At 43.5% G+C, this 19,260-nt stretch carries 17 protein-coding genes; 13 read left to right on the top strand and 4 right to left on the bottom strand.

All coding sequences use genetic code 11. From position 1 onward, the window contains the following. Positions 1-173 precede the first annotated feature (173 nt). The 5 genes from speE (at position 174) to argS (ending at position 4,589) form a co-directional block, all read left to right on the top strand. Positions 174-1,004 carry a spermidine synthase gene (gene speE / locus NST09_RS17420; RefSeq protein ID WP_003214614.1) on the top strand — a complete coding sequence of 277 codons (831 nt, stop codon included), beginning with the start codon at positions 174-176 and terminating at the stop codon, positions 1,002-1,004. A gap of 69 nt (positions 1,005-1,073) precedes the next feature. Next, a complete protein-coding gene (gene speB / locus NST09_RS17415; protein ID WP_017360073.1) occupies positions 1,074-1,946 on the top strand; it encodes an agmatinase in 873 nt (290 codons plus the stop codon). A 78-nt stretch (positions 1,947-2,024) separates the two neighbouring features. Further along, entirely contained in the window at positions 2,025-2,372 is a 348-nt protein-coding gene (locus tag NST09_RS17410) for a hypothetical protein (protein WP_007497708.1), read from the top strand. 124 nt (positions 2,373-2,496) lie between these two features. Beyond that, on the top strand, positions 2,497-2,919 hold the full coding sequence (locus NST09_RS17405) for a DUF1934 family protein (RefSeq protein WP_007497707.1): 423 nt from the start codon (positions 2,497-2,499) through the stop codon (positions 2,917-2,919). Beyond that, on the top strand, positions 2,916-4,589 hold the full coding sequence (argS, locus tag NST09_RS17400; RefSeq protein ID WP_017360071.1) for an arginine--tRNA ligase: 1,674 nt from the start codon (positions 2,916-2,918) through the stop codon (positions 4,587-4,589). The genes NST09_RS17405 and argS overlap by 4 nt, the downstream gene beginning before the upstream one ends. A gap of 523 nt (positions 4,590-5,112) precedes the next feature. On the opposite strand, the gene NST09_RS17395 is transcribed toward argS, so the two are convergent. Next, complete coding sequence (locus NST09_RS17395) at positions 5,113-6,081, bottom strand: S66 peptidase family protein (RefSeq protein WP_017368231.1); 969 nt, start codon at positions 6,079-6,081, stop codon at positions 5,113-5,115. A 151-nt stretch (positions 6,082-6,232) separates the two neighbouring features. Between NST09_RS17395 and cls (NST09_RS17390) the strand changes: the two genes are divergently transcribed. The 4 genes from cls (NST09_RS17390) to NST09_RS17375 all read left to right on the top strand — a co-directional run bounded on the left by cls (NST09_RS17390) (position 6,233) and on the right by NST09_RS17375 (position 10,994). Further along, on the top strand, positions 6,233-7,735 hold the full coding sequence (gene cls, locus NST09_RS17390; RefSeq protein ID WP_026050168.1) for a cardiolipin synthase: 1,503 nt from the start codon (positions 6,233-6,235) through the stop codon (positions 7,733-7,735). 105 nt (positions 7,736-7,840) lie between these two features. Further along, positions 7,841-9,556, top strand: a complete 1,716-nt coding sequence (locus NST09_RS17385) for an ABC transporter ATP-binding protein (RefSeq protein ID WP_046526735.1) — start codon at positions 7,841-7,843, stop codon at positions 9,554-9,556. Positions 9,557-9,681: 125 nt separating this feature from the next. Then, positions 9,682-9,924: a hypothetical protein gene (locus tag NST09_RS17380; protein WP_017360066.1), complete on the top strand. Its 243-nt coding sequence runs from the start codon at positions 9,682-9,684 to the stop codon at positions 9,922-9,924. A gap of 71 nt (positions 9,925-9,995) precedes the next feature. Then, the gene (locus tag NST09_RS17375) at positions 9,996-10,994 is read left to right on the top strand and encodes a S66 peptidase family protein (protein ID WP_017360065.1); all 999 of its coding nucleotides are present in this window, start codon (positions 9,996-9,998) and stop codon (positions 10,992-10,994) included. Between the two features lie 217 nt (positions 10,995-11,211). Here NST09_RS17375 and NST09_RS17370 read toward each other — a convergent pair whose 3' ends face one another. From NST09_RS17370 to cls (NST09_RS17360), 3 genes are all read right to left on the bottom strand, one after another. Beyond that, positions 11,212-11,466, bottom strand: coding sequence for a hypothetical protein (locus NST09_RS17370; protein ID WP_008343494.1), 255 nt, complete (start codon positions 11,464-11,466; stop codon positions 11,212-11,214). Positions 11,467-11,539: 73 nt separating this feature from the next. Continuing rightward, entirely contained in the window at positions 11,540-12,502 is a 963-nt protein-coding gene (gene uvsE, locus NST09_RS17365; RefSeq protein WP_129547945.1) for a UV DNA damage repair endonuclease UvsE, read from the bottom strand. A 12-nt stretch (positions 12,503-12,514) separates the two neighbouring features. Next, entirely contained in the window at positions 12,515-13,711 is a 1,197-nt protein-coding gene (gene cls, locus NST09_RS17360; protein ID WP_129547944.1) for a cardiolipin synthase, read from the bottom strand. Positions 13,712-13,854: 143 nt separating this feature from the next. On the opposite strand from cls (NST09_RS17360), the gene NST09_RS17355 reads away from it, so the two are divergent. The 4 genes from NST09_RS17355 to NST09_RS17340 all read left to right on the top strand — a co-directional run bounded on the left by NST09_RS17355 (position 13,855) and on the right by NST09_RS17340 (position 19,252). Then, positions 13,855-15,966: a heterodisulfide reductase-related iron-sulfur binding cluster gene (locus NST09_RS17355; RefSeq protein ID WP_035702354.1), complete on the top strand. Its 2,112-nt coding sequence runs from the start codon at positions 13,855-13,857 to the stop codon at positions 15,964-15,966. Between the two features lie 103 nt (positions 15,967-16,069). Next, complete coding sequence (locus NST09_RS17350; RefSeq protein ID WP_060781516.1) at positions 16,070-17,245, top strand: acetyl-CoA C-acetyltransferase; 1,176 nt, start codon at positions 16,070-16,072, stop codon at positions 17,243-17,245. A 19-nt stretch (positions 17,246-17,264) separates the two neighbouring features. After that, positions 17,265-18,128, top strand: a complete 864-nt coding sequence (locus NST09_RS17345) for a 3-hydroxybutyryl-CoA dehydrogenase (protein ID WP_007497692.1) — start codon at positions 17,265-17,267, stop codon at positions 18,126-18,128. 11 nt (positions 18,129-18,139) lie between these two features. Beyond that, positions 18,140-19,252, top strand: coding sequence for an acyl-CoA dehydrogenase family protein (locus NST09_RS17340; protein WP_129547943.1), 1,113 nt, complete (start codon positions 18,140-18,142; stop codon positions 19,250-19,252). Positions 19,253-19,260 lie beyond the last annotated feature (8 nt).

Genomic DNA, 19,260 nt, shown 5'->3' with positions numbered 1-19,260 from the left:
TTTAAACAGGCGACTGCAAGGGTGCGCTTTAAAAATGAAGTTATCTCATGCGGTTCTTTACAATTTGATATGAATCCACTATACTTTTTTCTTGGACAATCGATATAGTCATAGCCGATAAAAGGCGCTAACAATAGATGTTTGTTTATTATTGGATGAGAGGAAGATGAACGATGAGCGAACTTTGGTATACAGAGAAGCAAACGAAGAATTTTGGCATTACATTGAAGGTGAACAAAACCCTTCACACAGAACAAACAGATTTTCAGCATTTAGAAATGGTGGAAACAGAAGAGTTTGGCAATATGCTGTTTTTAGACGGTATGGTGATGACATCAGAGAAAGATGAGTTTGTATACCACGAAATGGTGGCACATGTTCCTCTTTTCACTCATCCAAACCCGGAAAATGTCCTTGTTGTAGGCGGAGGAGACGGTGGTGTTATTCGTGAAATCCTGAAGCATCCAAGTGTGAAAAAAGCGACACTTGTTGATATTGATGGCAAGGTCATTGAATACTCGAAGAAGTTCCTTCCTTCAATTGCTGGGAAACTAGACGATCCTCGTGTAGATGTAAAAGTCGGAGACGGCTTTATGCACATTGCGGAAGCCGACAACGAATATGACGTGATCATGGTTGACTCAACTGAGCCAGTTGGACCAGCTGTGAACTTGTTCTCTAAAGGTTTCTATGCAGGAATCTCAAAAGCACTCAAAGAAGACGGTATTTTCGTTGCACAGACGGACAACCCTTGGTTCACACCTGAGTTAATTACAAATGTACAGCGTGATGTAAAAGAAATTTTCCCGATTACCAAGCTATACACAGCGAATATCCCAACATATCCAAGCGGTCTTTGGACATTTACCATTGGTTCTAAGAAGTATGATCCACTTGCTGTAGAAGACAGCCGCTTCTTTGATATCGATACGAAATATTACACAAAAGAATTGCACAAAGCGGCATTCGTTCTGCCGAAATTTGTGAGCGACTTAATCAAATAAATCAAGCGAAGTGGAAATGCGCAAATGAAAGTTTGCGCATTTTTTGAAGCGTAAAAGGAGGAATCTTGCATGAGATTCGACGAGGCTTATTCAGGAAAAGTGTTTATTGGAAGTCATCCGACATGGGAAGATGCGAAAGTCATTTTATACGGGATGCCGATGGATTGGACCGTCAGTTACCGTCCAGGCTCACGTTTTGGCCCGAACCGTATTCGTGAAGTATCCATTGGATTAGAGGAATACAGCCCTTATTTAGATCGTGAACTGCACGAGGTGCCATTCTTTGATGCTGGCGACATCCCGCTTCCATTTGGTAATGCACAGAAAAGCTTAGATTTAATTGAAGAGTATGTTGACAGCATTTTAGAAAAAGGGAAGTTTCCATTAGGAATGGGCGGCGAGCATCTTGTGTCTTGGCCGGTTTTCCGTGCGATGTATAAGAAATACCCTGATTTGGCCATCATCCATATGGACGCACATACAGATCTTCGTGAGGAATATGAGGGTGAGCCGCTTTCACATTCGACACCGATTCGTAAAGTGGCAGGACTTATTGGACCTGAAAATGTATACTCTTTCGGCATCCGTTCAGGGATGAAAGAAGAATTTGAATGGGCAAAAGAAGCAGGTATGCACATTTCTAAATTTGAAGTGCTGGAGCCATTGAAACAAGTATTACCAAAGCTGAAAGGCCGCCCAGTTTATGTGACAATTGACATTGATGTACTTGACCCGGCACATGCGCCTGGTACTGGAACGGTGGATGCTGGCGGTATTACGTCAAAAGAACTGCTGGCATCTATTCATGCTATTGCTGGTTCTGATGTGCATGTCGTCGGTGCAGACCTTGTGGAAGTAGCGCCTGTATACGATCATTCCGATCAAACAGCGAACACAGCAAGCAAACTTTTACGAGAAATGCTGCTTGGTTTTGTGAAATAACATCTTGATAGAGGAGCTTGTCATCTCATATGGACAAGCTCTTTTTTTTACATCGGTGACATGATAAAGGAGGCAGGTATGTTTTCTTCTGTATTGATGGTATTACTCGCTTTATGTGTGTTAGCGGCAGGCTTTCTTACGCTGAAAAGAGAGCTTGCAGCGAGTCCGCCGACGTTCACCTCGAAAAAAGAGGCAAAGGATGAGATGGTTCATCTGTTTCAGGATCGAGGCTTTTTCTATCTCACTGGCATCGCGCTGTTGATGCAGTTTGTTTATAAGCAAGGGCACCTTCTCCCATTTGATTTGTTTCAGGCATTTTTGGCAAGTTCAGGTATCCAAGCACTGTTTTATCTCATCAATCGAAAAAGCGCAGGGCTCAAGACTGGACTCGTGATAGGGGTGAGCTTCATTTTTCTTTTTTTCTAAAGAGACATGTGAAGATCAAAAATGGGGTTTCATCCACACGAAGAAGAGAAATGATGGGATGATAGGCAATCGGGATTATGGTATACTATTTTAGTTAAACGGGTCTTAGCAAAGGAAGTGCAAAATGACACAAAACCAAATTTCAATTCATGTAAAGTCAGTGATGAAACCAGAGACGGAACCGGCTGAAACGATCGAATTCCGAACAACTGGAACGTATCAAGAGAAGAATGACAAAACGTATCTCACTTACCATGAAGAACATGAAATGGGTCAAGTAAAAACTGTTGTCAAAATAAGTGAAAAAGAAATTTTTGTCATGAGATCAGGTGCGATTCAAATGAAGCAGCGCTTTCTCATTGGAGAAACGACCGTGACACATTACACGATGCCATTTGGCACACTTCAGCTCGATGTGCACACACATGGTATTGATCTTGATGTAGACAATGGGCTTCTACACATTACGTACGATATGCTGACAGGTGAAGATCAAAAGCATTTACATACATTATCGATTTCATATAAGGAGGATTTACGTTCATGAATATCGCAGAACAGGTCAAAGATGCGTTAAAAGAAGAAATCATTGCGGCAGTCGTCAAAGCAGGACTTGCTGATGAAAGCCAGGTGCCGGATGTTCTTTTGGAAGTGCCAAAAGACAAAACTCACGGTGATTATTCCACCAATATGGCGATGCAGCTTGCTCGCATTGCGAAAAAAGCACCTCGTCAAATCGCCGAGGACATTGTGAATGCATTTGATAAAGGCAAAGCGTCAATCGAAAAACTGGATATTGCAGGTCCAGGATTCATCAACTTTTATATGAACAATCAATATTTAACGAAACTGATTCCGGCAGTTCTTGAAGCAAAAGAGGCTTATGGCGAAACGAATACAGGCGGCGGTCAAAAAGTGCAAGTCGAATTCGTCTCAGCCAACCCAACAGGTGACCTTCATCTTGGACATGCCCGCGGTGCAGCTGTAGGAGATTCTCTTTGCAACATCCTTGATAAAGCAGGCTTCGACGTGAGCCGTGAATACTATATCAACGATGCAGGCAATCAGATCAATAACCTTGCTCTATCTGTAGAAGTACGTTACTTTGAGGCGCTCGGTCTTGAAAAAGAAATGCCAGAGGACGGGTACAGAGGAGAAGACATCAAAGGCATCGGGCAGAAACTGGCAGATGAATTTGGTGACCGTTTCGTGCACGAATCAGAAGAAGAGCGTATGAAATTCTTCCGTGAGTACGGTTTAAAATATGAACTAGAAAAACTACGTGTCGACCTAGAGAATTTCCGTGTCCCATTTGATGTGTGGTATTCTGAAACGTCTTTATATGAAAACGGAAAAATCGAACCAGCGCTAGAAACACTTCGCGCTAAAGGCTATGTCTTTGAAGAAGATGGCGCAACATGGTTACGTTCAACTGATTTTGGTGATGACAAGGACCGTGTCCTGATTAAAAAAGACGGCAGCTTCACGTACTTGCTTCCAGATATCGCATATCACAAGGACAAATTGGACAGAGGTTTTGACCAGCTCATCAACATTTGGGGAGCGGACCATCACGGCTACATTCCTCGAATGAAAGCGGCGATCCAAGCACTCGGATATCCAGAGGACAAACTGGAAGTCGAAATCATTCAGCTCGTTCACCTTTACAAAAACGGTGAAAAAATGAAGATGAGTAAACGTACAGGTAAAGCCGTCACAATGCGTGACTTGATTGAAGAAGTGGGCTTAGATGCCACTCGTTATTTCTTTGCGATGAGAAGTGCGGCGACACATATGGACTTTGACTTAGACTTAGCGATTTCTACGTCTAACGAAAACCCTGTGTACTACGCGCAATATGCACATGCGAGAATTTGCAGCATGCTCCGTCAAGGGGAAGAAAAAGGCTACGAGCCAAACCTTGAAAAAGCAGATTTCTCTCACATTCAGTCCGATAAAGAATACGATCTTCTGAAAATCATCGGCAGCTTCCCAGAGGTTGTAGCAGAAGCAGCAGAAAAACGTATTCCGCACCGCGTCACAAACTATATCTATGATCTAGCATCAGCCCTTCACAGTTTCTACAATGCCGAGAAGGTCATTGATGTTGAAAATGAAACAAAAACAACAGCACGTCTATCGCTGATGAAGGCGACACAAATTACACTAGCCAACGCATTAAAACTCATTGGCGTATCTGCACCGGAAAAAATGTAATGCACAAAGCCCCGCTCTATTTTATGAGCGGGGCTTCTTTATATAAAAAAACCCGCTATTCTCGAGAGATAGCGGGTTTTGAACATTAACCAAGCGTATTAATAATGTTAGAAATAGAATCGAATAATTGACTAAGTACATCAGAGAACATGAGCGTATCCTCCTTTCAGAAAGCATGTAGTATGTGCGTGTCATAGGAATTACCCAAGTGTGTTAATGATGTTAGAAATAGAATCGAATAATTGGCTAAGTACATCAGAGAACATAGTTTGTATCCTCCCTTCGGCAAGCATGTAGTATGTGTGCGTTAATGGGGTTATCCAAGTGTATTGATAATGTTAGAGATAGAATCAAATAATTGGCTAAGTACATCAGAGAACATGTTTTTGCCTCCTCTCTTTTCTTTTTACATCTACTTAACGAAGGGGATGAAGGGTTGGATCACTTTTTCTAAAAAATTTTAAAAAAAGAATCGATGGCATAGAAAAAGCACCCACATATGAGGGTGCTTTTTAGGTTTTATTTATGGATGAACACGCCATTGGATTTGTCCGTCGTAGCAGGATAGCTCGGCACTCCCGCCAATCGGCAAGGTGAAGACCGGCTGTGTATGTCCGATATCGACATCGTAAATCACTGGAATGTGTTGAAGCATTGAGTGCTTATCTAGAATGAACCTCAAATGTTCCTCTGTCATCTTGGATTTCTTTTGAAAACGTCCGATGATTAACCCTTTAATGGATTCGGCATGCTGCAAGAGCGAGGCAAGGTCTCTGGCGAACATTTCAGGAAAGACCAAGTCATCATCCTCCACAAATAAGATGGCATCCTTGATGTGAGGCATAAAGGGTGTCCCTTGCAATAAGTTCAGTGTACAAAGATTTCCGCCATACAAGGTGCCTTCAACTGTTCCTTCCTGATAAATCCCCCATGTTGTCGGATGAAACTGCCTATTTGCTTGATCAAGATACCACGCATCATCACTCCACTTTGTAGAAGGGGTGACATCAAATGGCTCGCTGCTCATCACGCACGCTTGAAACATGGCTGTCTGCTCCTCTTGTCCTTGTTCCATTTGGAAACTGGAGAAATGAGGACCTGAGTACGTCACCATGTCACATTTGGCGGTAATGGCGTTAGCAAGTGCGGTAATATCACTGTAGCCGCAAAGAACCTTTGGGTGCTGACGGATCAAATCATAATCTATATAAGGCAAAAGCTCATTGCAGTTAAAGCCGCCGATTGCTGTCAAAATGCCGTCGACTTCATCATTTGAGAATGCCTCATGTAGATCAGATAGACGGTGTTCAATAGAAGAAGAGGAATGCAGATCACATTCAAACACGTGTTGTCCAAAAGAAACAGTGAACCCTATTGCCTCTAAACGTTTTTTCGCCTGAGCCATTCCTTCTTCTGATAAAATGCTGGCACTTCGGCTTGGAGCAATTACCCGAATGTGGCTTCCCTTTTTTAAAGCAGATGGTGTACACATAAGTCATTCGTCCTTTCCTTCACATATTTTCCATTATATCGGATCAAAACGCTCCAGTCTGTAAAAGCTAAAAGAAAGCAGCAAACCGTGCGTTTCAGACGAGCTGTGCAAAGGGTATGGAAAAGAAAAAGACAGAATGAGGGCGGAGAATGTGAAAAAGAGGAGACTGGAATTTCTATTTTTATATTTCATGATATTCGGGGCATATGTAGTGTTTTGGTGGCCGGTTCCAGCGTGGGGTTTTCAGCTTTACGCAGCTAGTTACATCGCCATCATTTTATTTAGTATTATCTCGCTTATGCTAGAGAACCGGACATCACAGCACACGCTGTTATGGATGTATGTACTGATCTTTTTCCCGATCATCGGCTATATGTTTTATTTGTTCTCAGGGCAGCTTTATGTCAAAGGACATTTGTTTAAATCAAAGAGAATGTATAACCGAGAAAAATTACGCAGAATATCAGAGCTTGAGAGTAAGCCGGATGAGACGCGTTTAACCGATAATCAGCGTGCTTTTTTTCATTACACAGAAAAAGCAACAGGGATGCATGTAAATACAAATAGTGATATGGAGATTTTAAAGAATGGAGAGGAAACCTTTCCACGTATTTTTGAAGAATTAAAAAAGGCAAAAACGTTCATCCATATAGAATATTACATGTTCAAATCTGATTTCCTCGGTCACCGGATGATGGAGATCTTGATTGAAAAAGTGAAAGAAGGAGTAGAGGTTCGATTCATCTATGATGCGGCTGGCAGCATTCGCTTCTCACGAAAAGATATTAAACGATTGAAGCAGGCGGGGATAAAGGTCGCTCCTTTTCTGCCATTAAAATACGGATTCTTTAATCAAAAATTCAATTTCCGAAATCACCGAAAAATCGTGATTATTGATGGTGAAACAGGATTTGTTGGCGGGCTCAATGTCGGGAAGGAATATGTAGGACGCGATGAAAACATCGGCTTTTGGCGTGACACGCATACGATATTAAAGGGTGAAGCCGTTCAGACACTTCACTCCATTTTTATGCTGGACTGGGAGTATGTATCAGATGAAGTGTTAATTGATGATCCGAAGTATCACACCCCGCATCCTGTGACAGGAGAAGATGTCATTCAGGTCGTGCCGACTGGACCTGATATGAAGGAAAGTATGAGTGATTTATACGATGCGCTCATTTCGAATGCACAGCAATTTGTCTGGATTGCGACGCCTTATTTTGTCCCAAATGAATCCATTCGCACAGCGTTAAAAATTGCGGCCACAAGAGGGGTGGATGTGCGTGTGATGGTGCCTGAGATAAACGATGGCTTTCTCACGCAATACGCCACACGATCTTATTTTTCTGAGCTTTTGAAAGAAGGCATCAAGGTGTATCACTATCAAAAAGGATTCATGCATCAAAAGGTCATGATTGCAGACGGAGAGCTTGCCTCTGTCGGAACGGCCAATGTTGATATGAGAAGCTTCCAACTCAATTTTGAGGTCAATGTCTTTACAGCGGCAAAGAAACCGATCGAGCAATTGATGGCTCATTATGAGGAAGATATGAAGGAATGTGAGCAAATGGGGCCGGTTCATTTTTATAAAAGGGGCTTAAAGGAACGTTTAAAGGAATCGTTTGCTCGGTTGTTTTCAGGTGTATTGTGAGGGAATCCAGGGGAAGAAATCATTTCCTGATCTAGTATTTCTATAATGATTCCTCTATAATTGAAAATGATTATCAATTATAGAGGAAGTGAGGTTCTTTTACATATGCTAAAACGCTTTTTTGCCTATTACAGGCCCTATCGTGGTCTGTTCTTTTTAGATTTCTTTTGCGCTGTGGCCGTCGGACTCATGGAACTAGGTTTCCCGCTCATCGTGAACTACTTCATTGATACATTACTGCCGACAGGGAACTGGACGGTCATTGCCTGGACCGCACTTGCGCTGTTTGTCATTTACGCACTCAGCTCAGTGATGCAATTTATCGTGTCATATTGGGGGCACATGCTTGGCATTAATATTGAGACAGATATGAGAAAAAAGCTGTTTGATCATTTTCAGCGTTTGTCCTTCAAATTTTTCGATAACAACAAAACAGGCAAACTAATGTCACGGATGACCAATGACCTCATGTACATTGGTGAGGTGGCTCATCACGGACCTGAGGATTTGTTTATTGCGATTATGACCATTCTTGGCGCCTTTGCCGTCATGCTCATGATTAACTGGCAGCTTGCCATTTTAACGTTCTTGATTATGCCAGTCATCATCTGGTTAGCTCTTCATTTTAATAAAAAAATGACACAGGCAATTACACAACTCAACAATGACATTGGAGATTTTCATGCAAGGGTTGAGAACAATATTGGCGGTATTCGTCTTGTTCAAGCCTTTGCAAATGAACATTTTGAGAAAAAGCGCTTTGCTGAAAACAACAACCGCTTTCGAAAAGCGAAACTTCTTTCCTATAAAATTATGTCGGTTAACGGATCAATCAGCTATATTCTCACAAGGCTTGTGACGTTGTTTGTCCTTCTGGCAGGTACATGGTTTGTCCTTCAAGGTCAATTAACGGCAGGCGGATTTATCGCCTTTGTCTTGATCACAAATGTGTTATTCAGACCAATTGATAAGATCAACACGGTGATTGAAATGTATCCAAAAGGCATTGCCGGTTTTAAAAGCTATGTCGATTTGCTTGAAACAGAGCCAGATGTGAAGGATACAGAAGGAGCACGTGATATTTACGGCTTGAAAGGTGAAATTGAGTATCGAAACGTGACATTTGGCTACGATGAGCACAGTCATGTATTGAAGGATATCAACTTAAAGATCAAACAAGGGGAAACTGTTGCGTTTGTCGGGCCATCAGGAGCGGGGAAATCGACCATTTGCAGTCTGCTGCCTCGTTTTTATGATGTGGACGAAGGAGACATCACCATTGATGGTGTGAGCACAAAATCGATGACCTTGTCCTCTTTAAGACAGCAGATTGGCATTGTGCAGCAGGATGTCTTTTTATTCTCAGGCACCATTCGTGAGAATATTGCGTACGGCAACCTAGAAGCGAGTGATTCAGACATTTGGGAGGCGGTGCGACGTGCCCATTTAGAGGAGCTCGTTCAGCGGTTCCCAGAAGGGTTGAATACGGTCATTGGTGAACGCGGCGTTAAGCTATCCGGCGGTCAAAAGCAACGCCTGTCAATTGCACGGATGTTTTTGAAAAACCCGTCTATTCTTATTTTGGATGAAGCGACGTCAGCACTTGATACAGAAACAGAAAAAGCGATCCAAGACGCACTAAGCGAACTGGCAGTCGGTCGGACGACACTCGTCATTGCTCACCGCCTTGCGACAATTAAACATGCAGACCGAATCATCGTCGTGACAGAGGAAGGCATTGAAGAACAAGGCCGCCATCAAGACTTAATCCAAATGGGCGGTGTCTATAGCAGACTGCACGAAGCGCAGTTTGGTCATTGAAGAGAAGTGATTGAATGAGTCCAGTTATTAAGCTGGGCTCTTTTTGATAGGATAAAATCTTCTTTTCCATTTAAATGGAATGTTGATATACTATAAGGCAATTGGATTCAAAAGGAGAGGATGGCTTGAGTGAAACGGCAAAAACAGTCATGATCAAAAGCATTCACTACGTGACGCTCGTTGGCTTATTTATCTTAATCATTCCCGCTGGACTCAATCCAGTCTTTTTTTATGTGGGAATGATTTTGTTTGGCATCAATACTGGAGTGAACGTCATAGATAGTTCTCTGAGCAGAAAAAAGATATTTGTGATGCTGGCCATCAGTTTTGCTGTCATATTGTTTGGGCTGTTTAAGCTCTTATATTAAATCTGAGCCCTTTTGAAAAAGGGCTTTTTTTGCTAGGATAGTAAAAACTCGTGTAGGAAGGATCTGATGGAATGAAGGGGCTTCGGCGTTTACAGAAGGGCGATAAAATAGGTATTTATTCTCCCTCAAGTCCAGCATCTGCCACCTCGCCTCTTAGGTATGAGCGGGCGAAGGAATGGCTTGAACAAAAAGGATTCATTGTGGTACCAGGATCATTAAAAGGGAAAGAGGATCACTATCGTTCGGGAACAATTCAAGAACGAGCAGCTGAGCTGAATGAGCTGATGGCGAGAGAAGATTTGTCCTGTATCATGTCGATGATTGGGGGGACGAACTCGAATAGTTTGCTTCCTTATCTCGACTTTGAGCTGCTGATGAAGCATCCGAAAATCATGATTGGTTATTCAGATGCGACGGCAATTCTTTTAGCGGCTTATGAAAAAACGGGTCTGCCTGTTTTTTACGGGCCTGCACTTGTGCCGTCTTTTGGAGAGTTTGAACCATTTGTCAATCATACATATCAATCTTTCGAGGACATTCTCATTCATCCGCAGCCCATCCCATATCAGGTGAAAAAACCGCCCTTCTGGACGGAAGAACGGATCAACTGGGAAGAGAAAATACGAGAAAAAGAAAAACGTCCAAACGAGTGGATGTGCGTCATTGAAGGGCAGGCAGAAGGCAGACTGATCGGCGGGAACCTAAATGCCATGTATGGCATATGGGGAAGTGAATTCATGCCTCAAATCCAAAAAGGCGATATCCTTCTCATTGAAGATTGTATGAAAACAGCCTCCATCGTCGAAAAGAACTTCTCTCTGTTAAAGATAAATGGTGTGTTTGAACGGGTATCTGGTATCCTCTTAGGGAAACATGAGCTGTTTGATGATGAAGGAACGGGCAAAAGGCCGCACGATCTCTTACTTGAAGTACTGGGAGATACAAAGAGGCCGCTCATCGCAGAATTTGACAGTGCCCATACGCATCCGATGCTCACGATGCCAATCGGTACACAAGTAAAAATGAATGCAACGTCAGGAGAGGTTTGGCTGACAGAAGCATGGATATAAGAAAAAGAGCAGCCCTAAGGCTGCCCCAGCGTGTAGACAAACCCTCGCATTCGGTGTCAGTCCTGCGTGCCGGTGCTCACGAATGTGACATTCGCTCCGCGCCGGTACTCGTCCTTCCTAGACTGCAAAGGTTTTTAACTACGCTGAAAAGAAGACAAAGGGATAAAATAAAGTTCATTTTATCCCTTTGTCAGCCTAAGACTGCCTTTCTTTACGATTACGAAGCATTCTCTTTTTCAAATGGCTGTAGAAGGTCTTGTGCCTCTTTTCCTTCTACCACGATTAAATAGTCTGATTCTAAATGAGTGAGCCTAAAGGTTTCTAGCTCTACGATGTTCTTAATGTTGCACATTGTTTTTTTAGAATATACATATAAACGATGCTGAGCGTGCTGGCACTTTTCGTATAGAGAAATAAGCTTATGTAAATTCAATGCTTTCGCAGCAATTCGGATTGAATAGATTTGTGACATCTTCATATCCTCCTGTTAAATACTTTCTCACAATAGCTTTGTTACCCCCGTTGTGATAGAGGTAAACCTTTCTCTACGATTTCCACTCAATGGTGCCTCCGCCCGTCCGCCGATTGCCTCTGATCGCTGACAGCTCCTCAACAAGACGGAGCAAAGCCTGATCCTTTTTCTTTGCCTCAATCATAAAATCCACATCACGACCATACGGCTTTAAAGCTTGAAAAAGTGGCAATACAAAGGACATCTCCACACCATCCGCATGGCTCCGTATCGCCTTTTCTGATTTTGGTGAGGATAAGTGGATTTTAGGCGGTATGCCAGTGTTTGCCCACGTGTCAAACACTCTTGGCAGAATGTCATCAAGCGCCGCATCATCATCTTTGTTTGCCATGTGATGGTGGTAATCAAATACAAACGGGATGCTATGCTTTTCACAAACATCAAGCGTTTCTAATGACGTATAGGTTTTGTCATCATTTTCAAGCGTCATTCTCGCCTTGATATGTGCAGGAAGCTGCTTTATATTTTCATCAAAACGCTGTAAAGCAGATGCTTTGTCGCCATATGCACCTCCGACATGAATGTTCATATAGCCTTCCTTTTCAAGCTGCATGGCCTCAAGCATTTCATAATGATAGGTCATATCAATGACGGCGTTTTCTGTAATGGCTGGCTTTGGACTTGTGAACAAAGTAAATTGATTGGGGTGAAAGCTCACTCGTAATCCGTGCCGCTTTACGAGTTGACCAATCTCTAGAAATTCTTTGCGAAAGGGTGTCACAAAGTCCCACCGCACCTCAGGATGGGTGGCGAGAGGGACAATCGAGCTTGAAAAACGGTAAAGCGGAATATCATGGGCAATCGCAAAATAAAGCGTTCTTAATGTATTGACGAGGTTGGCTTTCGTCGTTCGCAATAGAGCCTCTGTCCTCTCTTCCTTTGAGAGCTTACTGTATCTTGCAAAGGTCAGCGACTTGGCAGGTGAAGCTTCCCATAAAGTGACGGCGTTGGATACATAACCAAATCGATAACGCATAGGTCAACTCCTTTATAAAAAATATGAGAACAGGGCGCCTATCCACTCAATTGGACGCGTGAGAAGTGGGCGTTGTTTGTATTTTTCTTCAGTCATCAGTTCTGACACTTCCATGTGTTCACGAATCTTTTCCTCTACATGTGCGGTGAAGGCGGGATCATCAATGGCCACATCCACTTCTTCGTTGAAAAACAAACTTCGTTTATCAAAGTTCGCCGTACTGATCATACAACGGCTATGATCGATGAGAATGGCTTTCGCATGATAAAACCCTTTATAAAAACGATACACAAGACATCCAGCAGCAATCAGATCTTTCAAATAATGAAATCCAGCTTCTTTCACAAGCGGGTGATCTGCCTTCATTGGGATGATGATGTCGACAGTCACGCCTCGCTTCCGTGCGTCAAGAAGGGCGCTTAGAAGAGGAGCAGATGGAATAAAATAGGGCGTGCAGATGGTGATTTGCTTTTTCGCCTGTTGAATATCGTGAAGAAATAAGGCCTCTAAAGAAAAACCTGCCGTCGCACGTGTAGTGCACTGTAATGTTCCCGGTTCCAGTGCAGGAAAAACCTCGTATTGCAGCTGGTGAATACCAGATGACCGGTACAAATCATTCAGAAACACATGCTGTAGGTCTGCGACAACCTGTCCTGTCATGCGCAGGTGATAGTCTTTCCAAATGCCAAACCTGCCGTTTTTCCCTATATATTCATCTCCAATATTAAACCCGCCAATGTAGCCGATCTTCCCATCGATCACCGTGATCTTTCTGTGATTTCTCATGTTTAAACGATAAATGAAAAAAGGAAAGCGTGGTTTATTTAAAAAGTAAAATCGAATGCCACTTTTTTCTAGCATCTGAATGGATGTTTGATCAAATGGATAGGAGCCTAACCGATCAGTGAGCAAAAAAACCGAAACACCTTGCTCTGCTTTCGCTTTAAGTGCTTGCAGAATCCTTTGCCCAATCTTGTCGTTCTTTACAATAAAGAACATCATATGAATAGAAGAAGAGGCTTGCTGTATATCCGTAAGAAGCTGATCAAACAGTGGTTCGCCATCATGATAAAAGGCTGCATCGCCGCTTGTTTGGTCAAAAGACCGTTCAAAAGCATGGGTAGAAAAATATTTTCTCCCTATATAAAGATCTAGCCTGACGAGTAGAACAATGACGAAGACGACGAGTAGAATGATCCATGCGATCATGAAGGTTCCTCCTTTTTTACATATGACGATAGTGTACCCAAATGGGCAAAAAATATTGACTGAATACTCATTCATTATTTATGATAGAGGTACAACATGGAAACGGAACAAAGTGGGTTTTGGGGAATGAAAGGGGGAGCAAGATGAATAGCCTTTTAATTGTTAACTTGATTGCATTTGCGGCAGTGACCGCTTACGCTGTGTATTTGTTTATTTATCTCATTCGAACACGAGCCGCGTATATTCGTCTTGGCAAAAAAGAAGAATTTCAAAAAGACATGAAAAAACGCTTAGAACGTGTTTGGGTGAATGTGTTTGGGCAAAAGAAACTGCTGAAGGACAAGAAGAGCGGCATCATTCATGTGCTGTTTTTCTATGGATTTATTTTAGTGCAGTTCGGAGCCCTTGATTTTATTATGAAGGGACTTGTTCCAGACAGCGGGCTACCATTAGGTCCGCTTTACGGTGTCTTTACGTTCTTCCAAGAGGTAGTCACACTTCTCATTTTAGTGGCGGTGGTTTGGGCGTTCCATAGAAGATATGTCGAGAAGTTAGTCCGTTTAAAAAGGGGCTTTAAATCAGGGCTTGTCCTTTTGTTTATTGGCGGATTGATGCTGACCGTATTACTGGGAAACGGAATGAACATCATTTGGCATGGGCACTCACTATCAGCAACTGAGCCAATTGCTTCCGGCATTGCTTTCTTGCTGGGCTGGCTGTCACCACTTGCGGCAACAATTGTTTTCTATGTCGCATGGTGGGTGCATCTTCTTATTTTACTGACGTTCTTAGTGTACGTCCCGCAGTCTAAGCACGCCCATCTCATCGCTGGCCCGGTCAACGTATTTGTCAGCAGATTGGACCCGCCAGGCAAACTGCAAAAAATTGATTTTGAAGATGAGACACAAGAAACGTTCGGCGTTGGGAAAATTGAAGATTTCCGTCAATCTCAGCTGATTGATCTTTACGCTTGTGTGGAGTGCGGGCGCTGTACGAATATGTGCCCGGCGACAGGGACGGGGAAAATGCTGTCTCCAATGGATTTGATTTTACGATTAAGAGATCATTTAACAAATAAAGGGGCTGCCATTACTTCAAAGACACCGTGGGTTCCGCAGCTTGCTTTCAAACAGACGACAGGAAATCAGCTGGCGATGCAGGCAAGAGGAGCTGGAGCGGAAGAATCTGCGGCGAGCGCAATGTATCATCCTTCTCTCATTGGAGAGGTCATTACAGAAGAAGAAATCTGGGCATGCACGACATGCCGAAACTGTGAAGATCAGTGTCCTGTCATGAACGAACACGTCGACAAAATCATTGATATGCGCAGATACTTAGTGCTGACTGAAGGAAAAATGGACGCAGATGCACAGCGTGCGATGACAAGCATCGAGCGCCAAGGGAATCCATGGGGATTGAACCGAAAAGAAAGAGAAAACTGGCGTGAACTAAGAGAAGATGTGCATGTCCCGACAGTGAAAGAGCTGAAAAAAGCAGATCAGACCTTTGACTATTTATTCTGGGTTGGATCGATGGGTGCATATGACAATAGAAGCCAAAAGATTGCTCTTGCCTTCGCAAAACTGCTCAATGAAGCAGGGGTTTCTTTTGCCATCCTAGGTAATAAAGAGAAAAACTCAGGCGATACACCGAGAAGACTTGGGAATGAATTTTTGTTCCAAGAACTTGCTGCAAAGAACATCGAAGAATTCCAAAAAAATGACGTAACCAAAATCGTCACGATCGATCCGCATGCTTACAATTTATTTAAAAATGAATACCCAGACTTTGGACTTGAGGCAGAGGTGTATCATCATACAGAATTACTGGCAGAGCTAGTAAAAGAGGGAAAATTAACGCCTATTCATGAAGTGAACGAGGTCATTACTTTCCACGATTCTTGCTACCTAGGCAGATATAACGAGGTCTATGATCCGCCAAGAGATATTTTAAAATCCATTCCGGGTGTGACACTGAAAGAAATGGAACGGAATCGTGAATCCGGGATGTGCTGCGGTGCCGGCGGCGGTTTAATGTGGATGGAAGAAGAGACAGGTACTCGGATTAACACAGCGAGAACGGAGCAGGCCTTACAGGTACAGCCGTCCATCATCAGCTCAGGGTGCCCATATTGTTTAACCATGCTTGGGGATGGGACGAAAGCGAAGGAAGTAGAAGAGCAGGTCGGCACATTTGATGTCGCAGAACTTCTTGAAAAATCAGTGTTTGGCGAAACGAGAACGCAGGCTTCATAAAGGTGTCAGGCCGATGAATCGACTGTTCATCGGCCAGTGGACACCGATATTTTATGAACTGTCTAGCATTTATGTAAGCGGTAACAAAAAGGAGGGGAAAGAAATGAGCACGACGGTCATTGTATCTGGAGCGAGAACACCATTTGGGAAAATAGGTGGAACTTTAAGTCGTTTGACTGCTGCAGAATTAGGCGGGATGACGATAAAAGCTGCGCTGGAAAGAGCCTCAAATGTTCATGAAGTGGATGAAGTCATCATGGGTAGTGTCCTTCAAGGAGGACAAGGTCAAATTCCTTCAAGACAGGCAGCTAGACATGCAGATCTCCCTTGGTCGGTTCCGACGCAAACCATCAACAAAGTCTGTGCTTCAGGAATGCGCAGTGTCACGACAGCCGATCAAATCATTCGAGCGGGAGATGCCAATGTGATCGTGGCAGGCGGCATGGAATCCATGTCTCATGCTCCTTATCTTCTGAAAAAAGCACGATGGGGTTACAAAATGGGAGATGGTGCTGTACAAGATGCCATGATTTTAGATGGATTAACCTGTTCGTTTACAGGTGTTCATATGGGTGAGTATGGAAGCATGGCGGCGAAAGAGCTTGGCATTACACGAGAAGAACAAGACCTTTGGGCGTTAAGAAGTCATGAACGAGCCATTGAGGGGCAAAAAAGCGGCTTTTTTAAAAATGAGATCATCCCCGTTACCGTCAAGAATAAAAAAGGAGATCAGCTGATTTCAGAAGATGAAGCCCCGAGGCGTGATACGTCATATGAACGTTTGTCAAAACTGATGCCCGTTTTCGATCAGGCAGGTACGATCACCGCTGGCAATGCACCTGGTGTCAATGATGGTGCAAGTGCGCTTCTATTAATGAAAGACACATACGCCATGCAGCAAGGTGAAAAACCTATGGCAGTTGTGCTTGGGCATGCGCAAGTAGCAGTAGAGGCAAAGGATTTTCCGAAAACACCAGCCTATGCCATCGAAAAAGTGTTAAAGAAAACAGGGAAGCGAGTAGAGGATATCGATTTGTTTGAAATCAATGAGGCTTTTTCAGCGGTTGCATTGGCATGCGAAAAAATGCTTGGGCTGGATCGGCGGAAAATGAATGTGAACGGAGGGGCAGTCGCGATTGGTCACCCGATTGGAGCAAGCGGAACACGTATTATATTGACCTTGATCCATGCACTCAGACAAAGAGGCGGCGGGATCGGCATTGCGGCGATTTGCAGCGGCGGGGGTCAAGGTGATGCGATCATGATCAAGGTGGATTAAAAGGGAGGCGTTCATTGTCATGAGTATAGAAGAGACCGTCATGGTCGTTGGGGCTGGTCAAATGGGCTCGGGTATTGCCCAAGTATTTGCACAGTCAGGTTATACCGTCCTGCTCCATGATACGGAAGAGGAGCAGATTCATCGAGCCATTTCCTCTATGACCAAACAACTGACGAAACGAGCAGAAAAAGGAAAGCTGGCACATCAGGCAGTCCGTGATATTACACAGCGACTGGCTGTTTCAACAGATCTAAAGGATGTACAGCAGACGCATTTAGTGATTGAAGCCGCATCTGAACAAATGAAGATCAAAAAACAAATCTTTGAAACCCTCGATCAATTTGCACCTGATGACACGATATTTGCGACAAATACGTCTTCCTTGTCGATCACAGAATTAGCAGCCGTGACGAAACGGCCTGAGAAAGTGATTGGCATGCATTTTATGAATCCAGTTCCCGTGATGAAACTTGTGGAAGTAATCCGTGCGCTACAAACGGATGATGCCACGTACCAATTTGTTTTTGACACCGCAAAGACATTAGACAAAACCCCAATTGAAGTGGAAGACTTCCCTGGGTTTGTGTCAAATCGCATTTTGATGCCGATGATCAATGAAGCCATTTATACCCTTTATGAAGGCGTGGCAGATGTAGAAAGTATTGACGGCATCATGACGCTTGGAATGAACCATCCAATGGGCCCGCTTCGTCTCGCCGACCTCATCGGGCTCGATACTTGTTTATTTATTATGAATACCCTTCACGAGGGTCTTGGAGATAGCAAATATCGACCTTGTCCTCTTTTGAAAAAATATGTGAACGCAGGCTGGCTGGGCAAAAAGACAAAGAGAGGTTTTTACACTTACCACGACCACTCATAGGGGGAGTCAAGATGGATGTGTTGCTGACAGAAAAACAACGTCTTTGGAGAAAACGAATAGCAGAATTTGCACGCCAGCATGTATTCCCTGAAATAGAAGCGATGGAACAGGGCGTGTTCCCGAAAACGCTTTTAGCTGAAATGGGTCGGCAAGGCTTTTTAGGCATTCCGATCCCAGATAAGTATCATGGATTAGGGGCAGATTTCACAACCTATATCATGGCGATTCATGAATTATCCAAAGTAAGTGCAACCGTCGGTGTCATTGTATCCGTTCATACATCTGTTGTGACGATGCCGATTTTGGCGTTTGGAACGACTGAACAAAAAGAATCCTACGTTCCCAAGCTTGCGTCCGGGCAGAAGCTGGGCGCCTTTTGTCTAACTGAACCGAAGGCAGGATCAGATGCCTCTAGTATTCAGTTGAAAGCAGAGCGCACAGACGATCACTATGTGTTAAATGGAACGAAAATTTTTATCACAAGCGGCGGTGAAGCGGAAGTCTATCTTGTATTTGCGGTGACAGACCCTGCTTCTGCTAAGAAAAATATATCAGCATTCATTGTGGAGAAGGGGACACCAGGATTTACGATCGGAAAAGATGAGAAAAAGATGGGCCTGCATGGATCAAAAACAGTCACACTTCATTTTGACGGTGTTCGAATTCCAAAAAAACAGCTGCTCGGTGCAGAAGGAGATGGTTTTCGGATTGCCATGTCTAGCTTAAATGCGGGGAGAATTGGCATTGCGGCTCAAAGCCTTGGTATTGCAGAAGCCGCATTAGCTGAGGCGGTGACGTATTTAAAGCAGCATCCAGCTGGCCTTGAAACGACCATTCGGTTGGGCGATCTGGGCACCAAGCTGGAAGCGGCAAAACTTCTTGTCTATCAAGCGGCTTCTTATAAAGAGGCCAATCGCCCTGTCACGAAGGAAGCGTCGATGGCGAAGTTGTTTGCATCTAAAACAGCGGTTGATATTAGTACAGAAGTCATCCATTTGCTTGGTCTAGCCGGTTACACGAAGCAATACCGAGCAGAGCGGTACTTTCGTGATGCGAAAATTTGTGAGATTTATGAAGGAACAAGTGAAATACAAAGGCTGGTTATTTGTAAACAGCTAATATGAAGTGAGGT

Origin of the sequence: Bacillus sp. FSL W7-1346, assembly GCF_038593335.1 — a bacterium.
GTDB classification, from domain to species: Bacteria; Bacillota; Bacilli; order Bacillales; family Bacillaceae; genus Bacillus; species Bacillus altitudinis.
The sequence above is the reverse complement of the archived record's forward strand: the minus strand, read 5'-3'. Positions and strand labels throughout refer to the sequence as shown.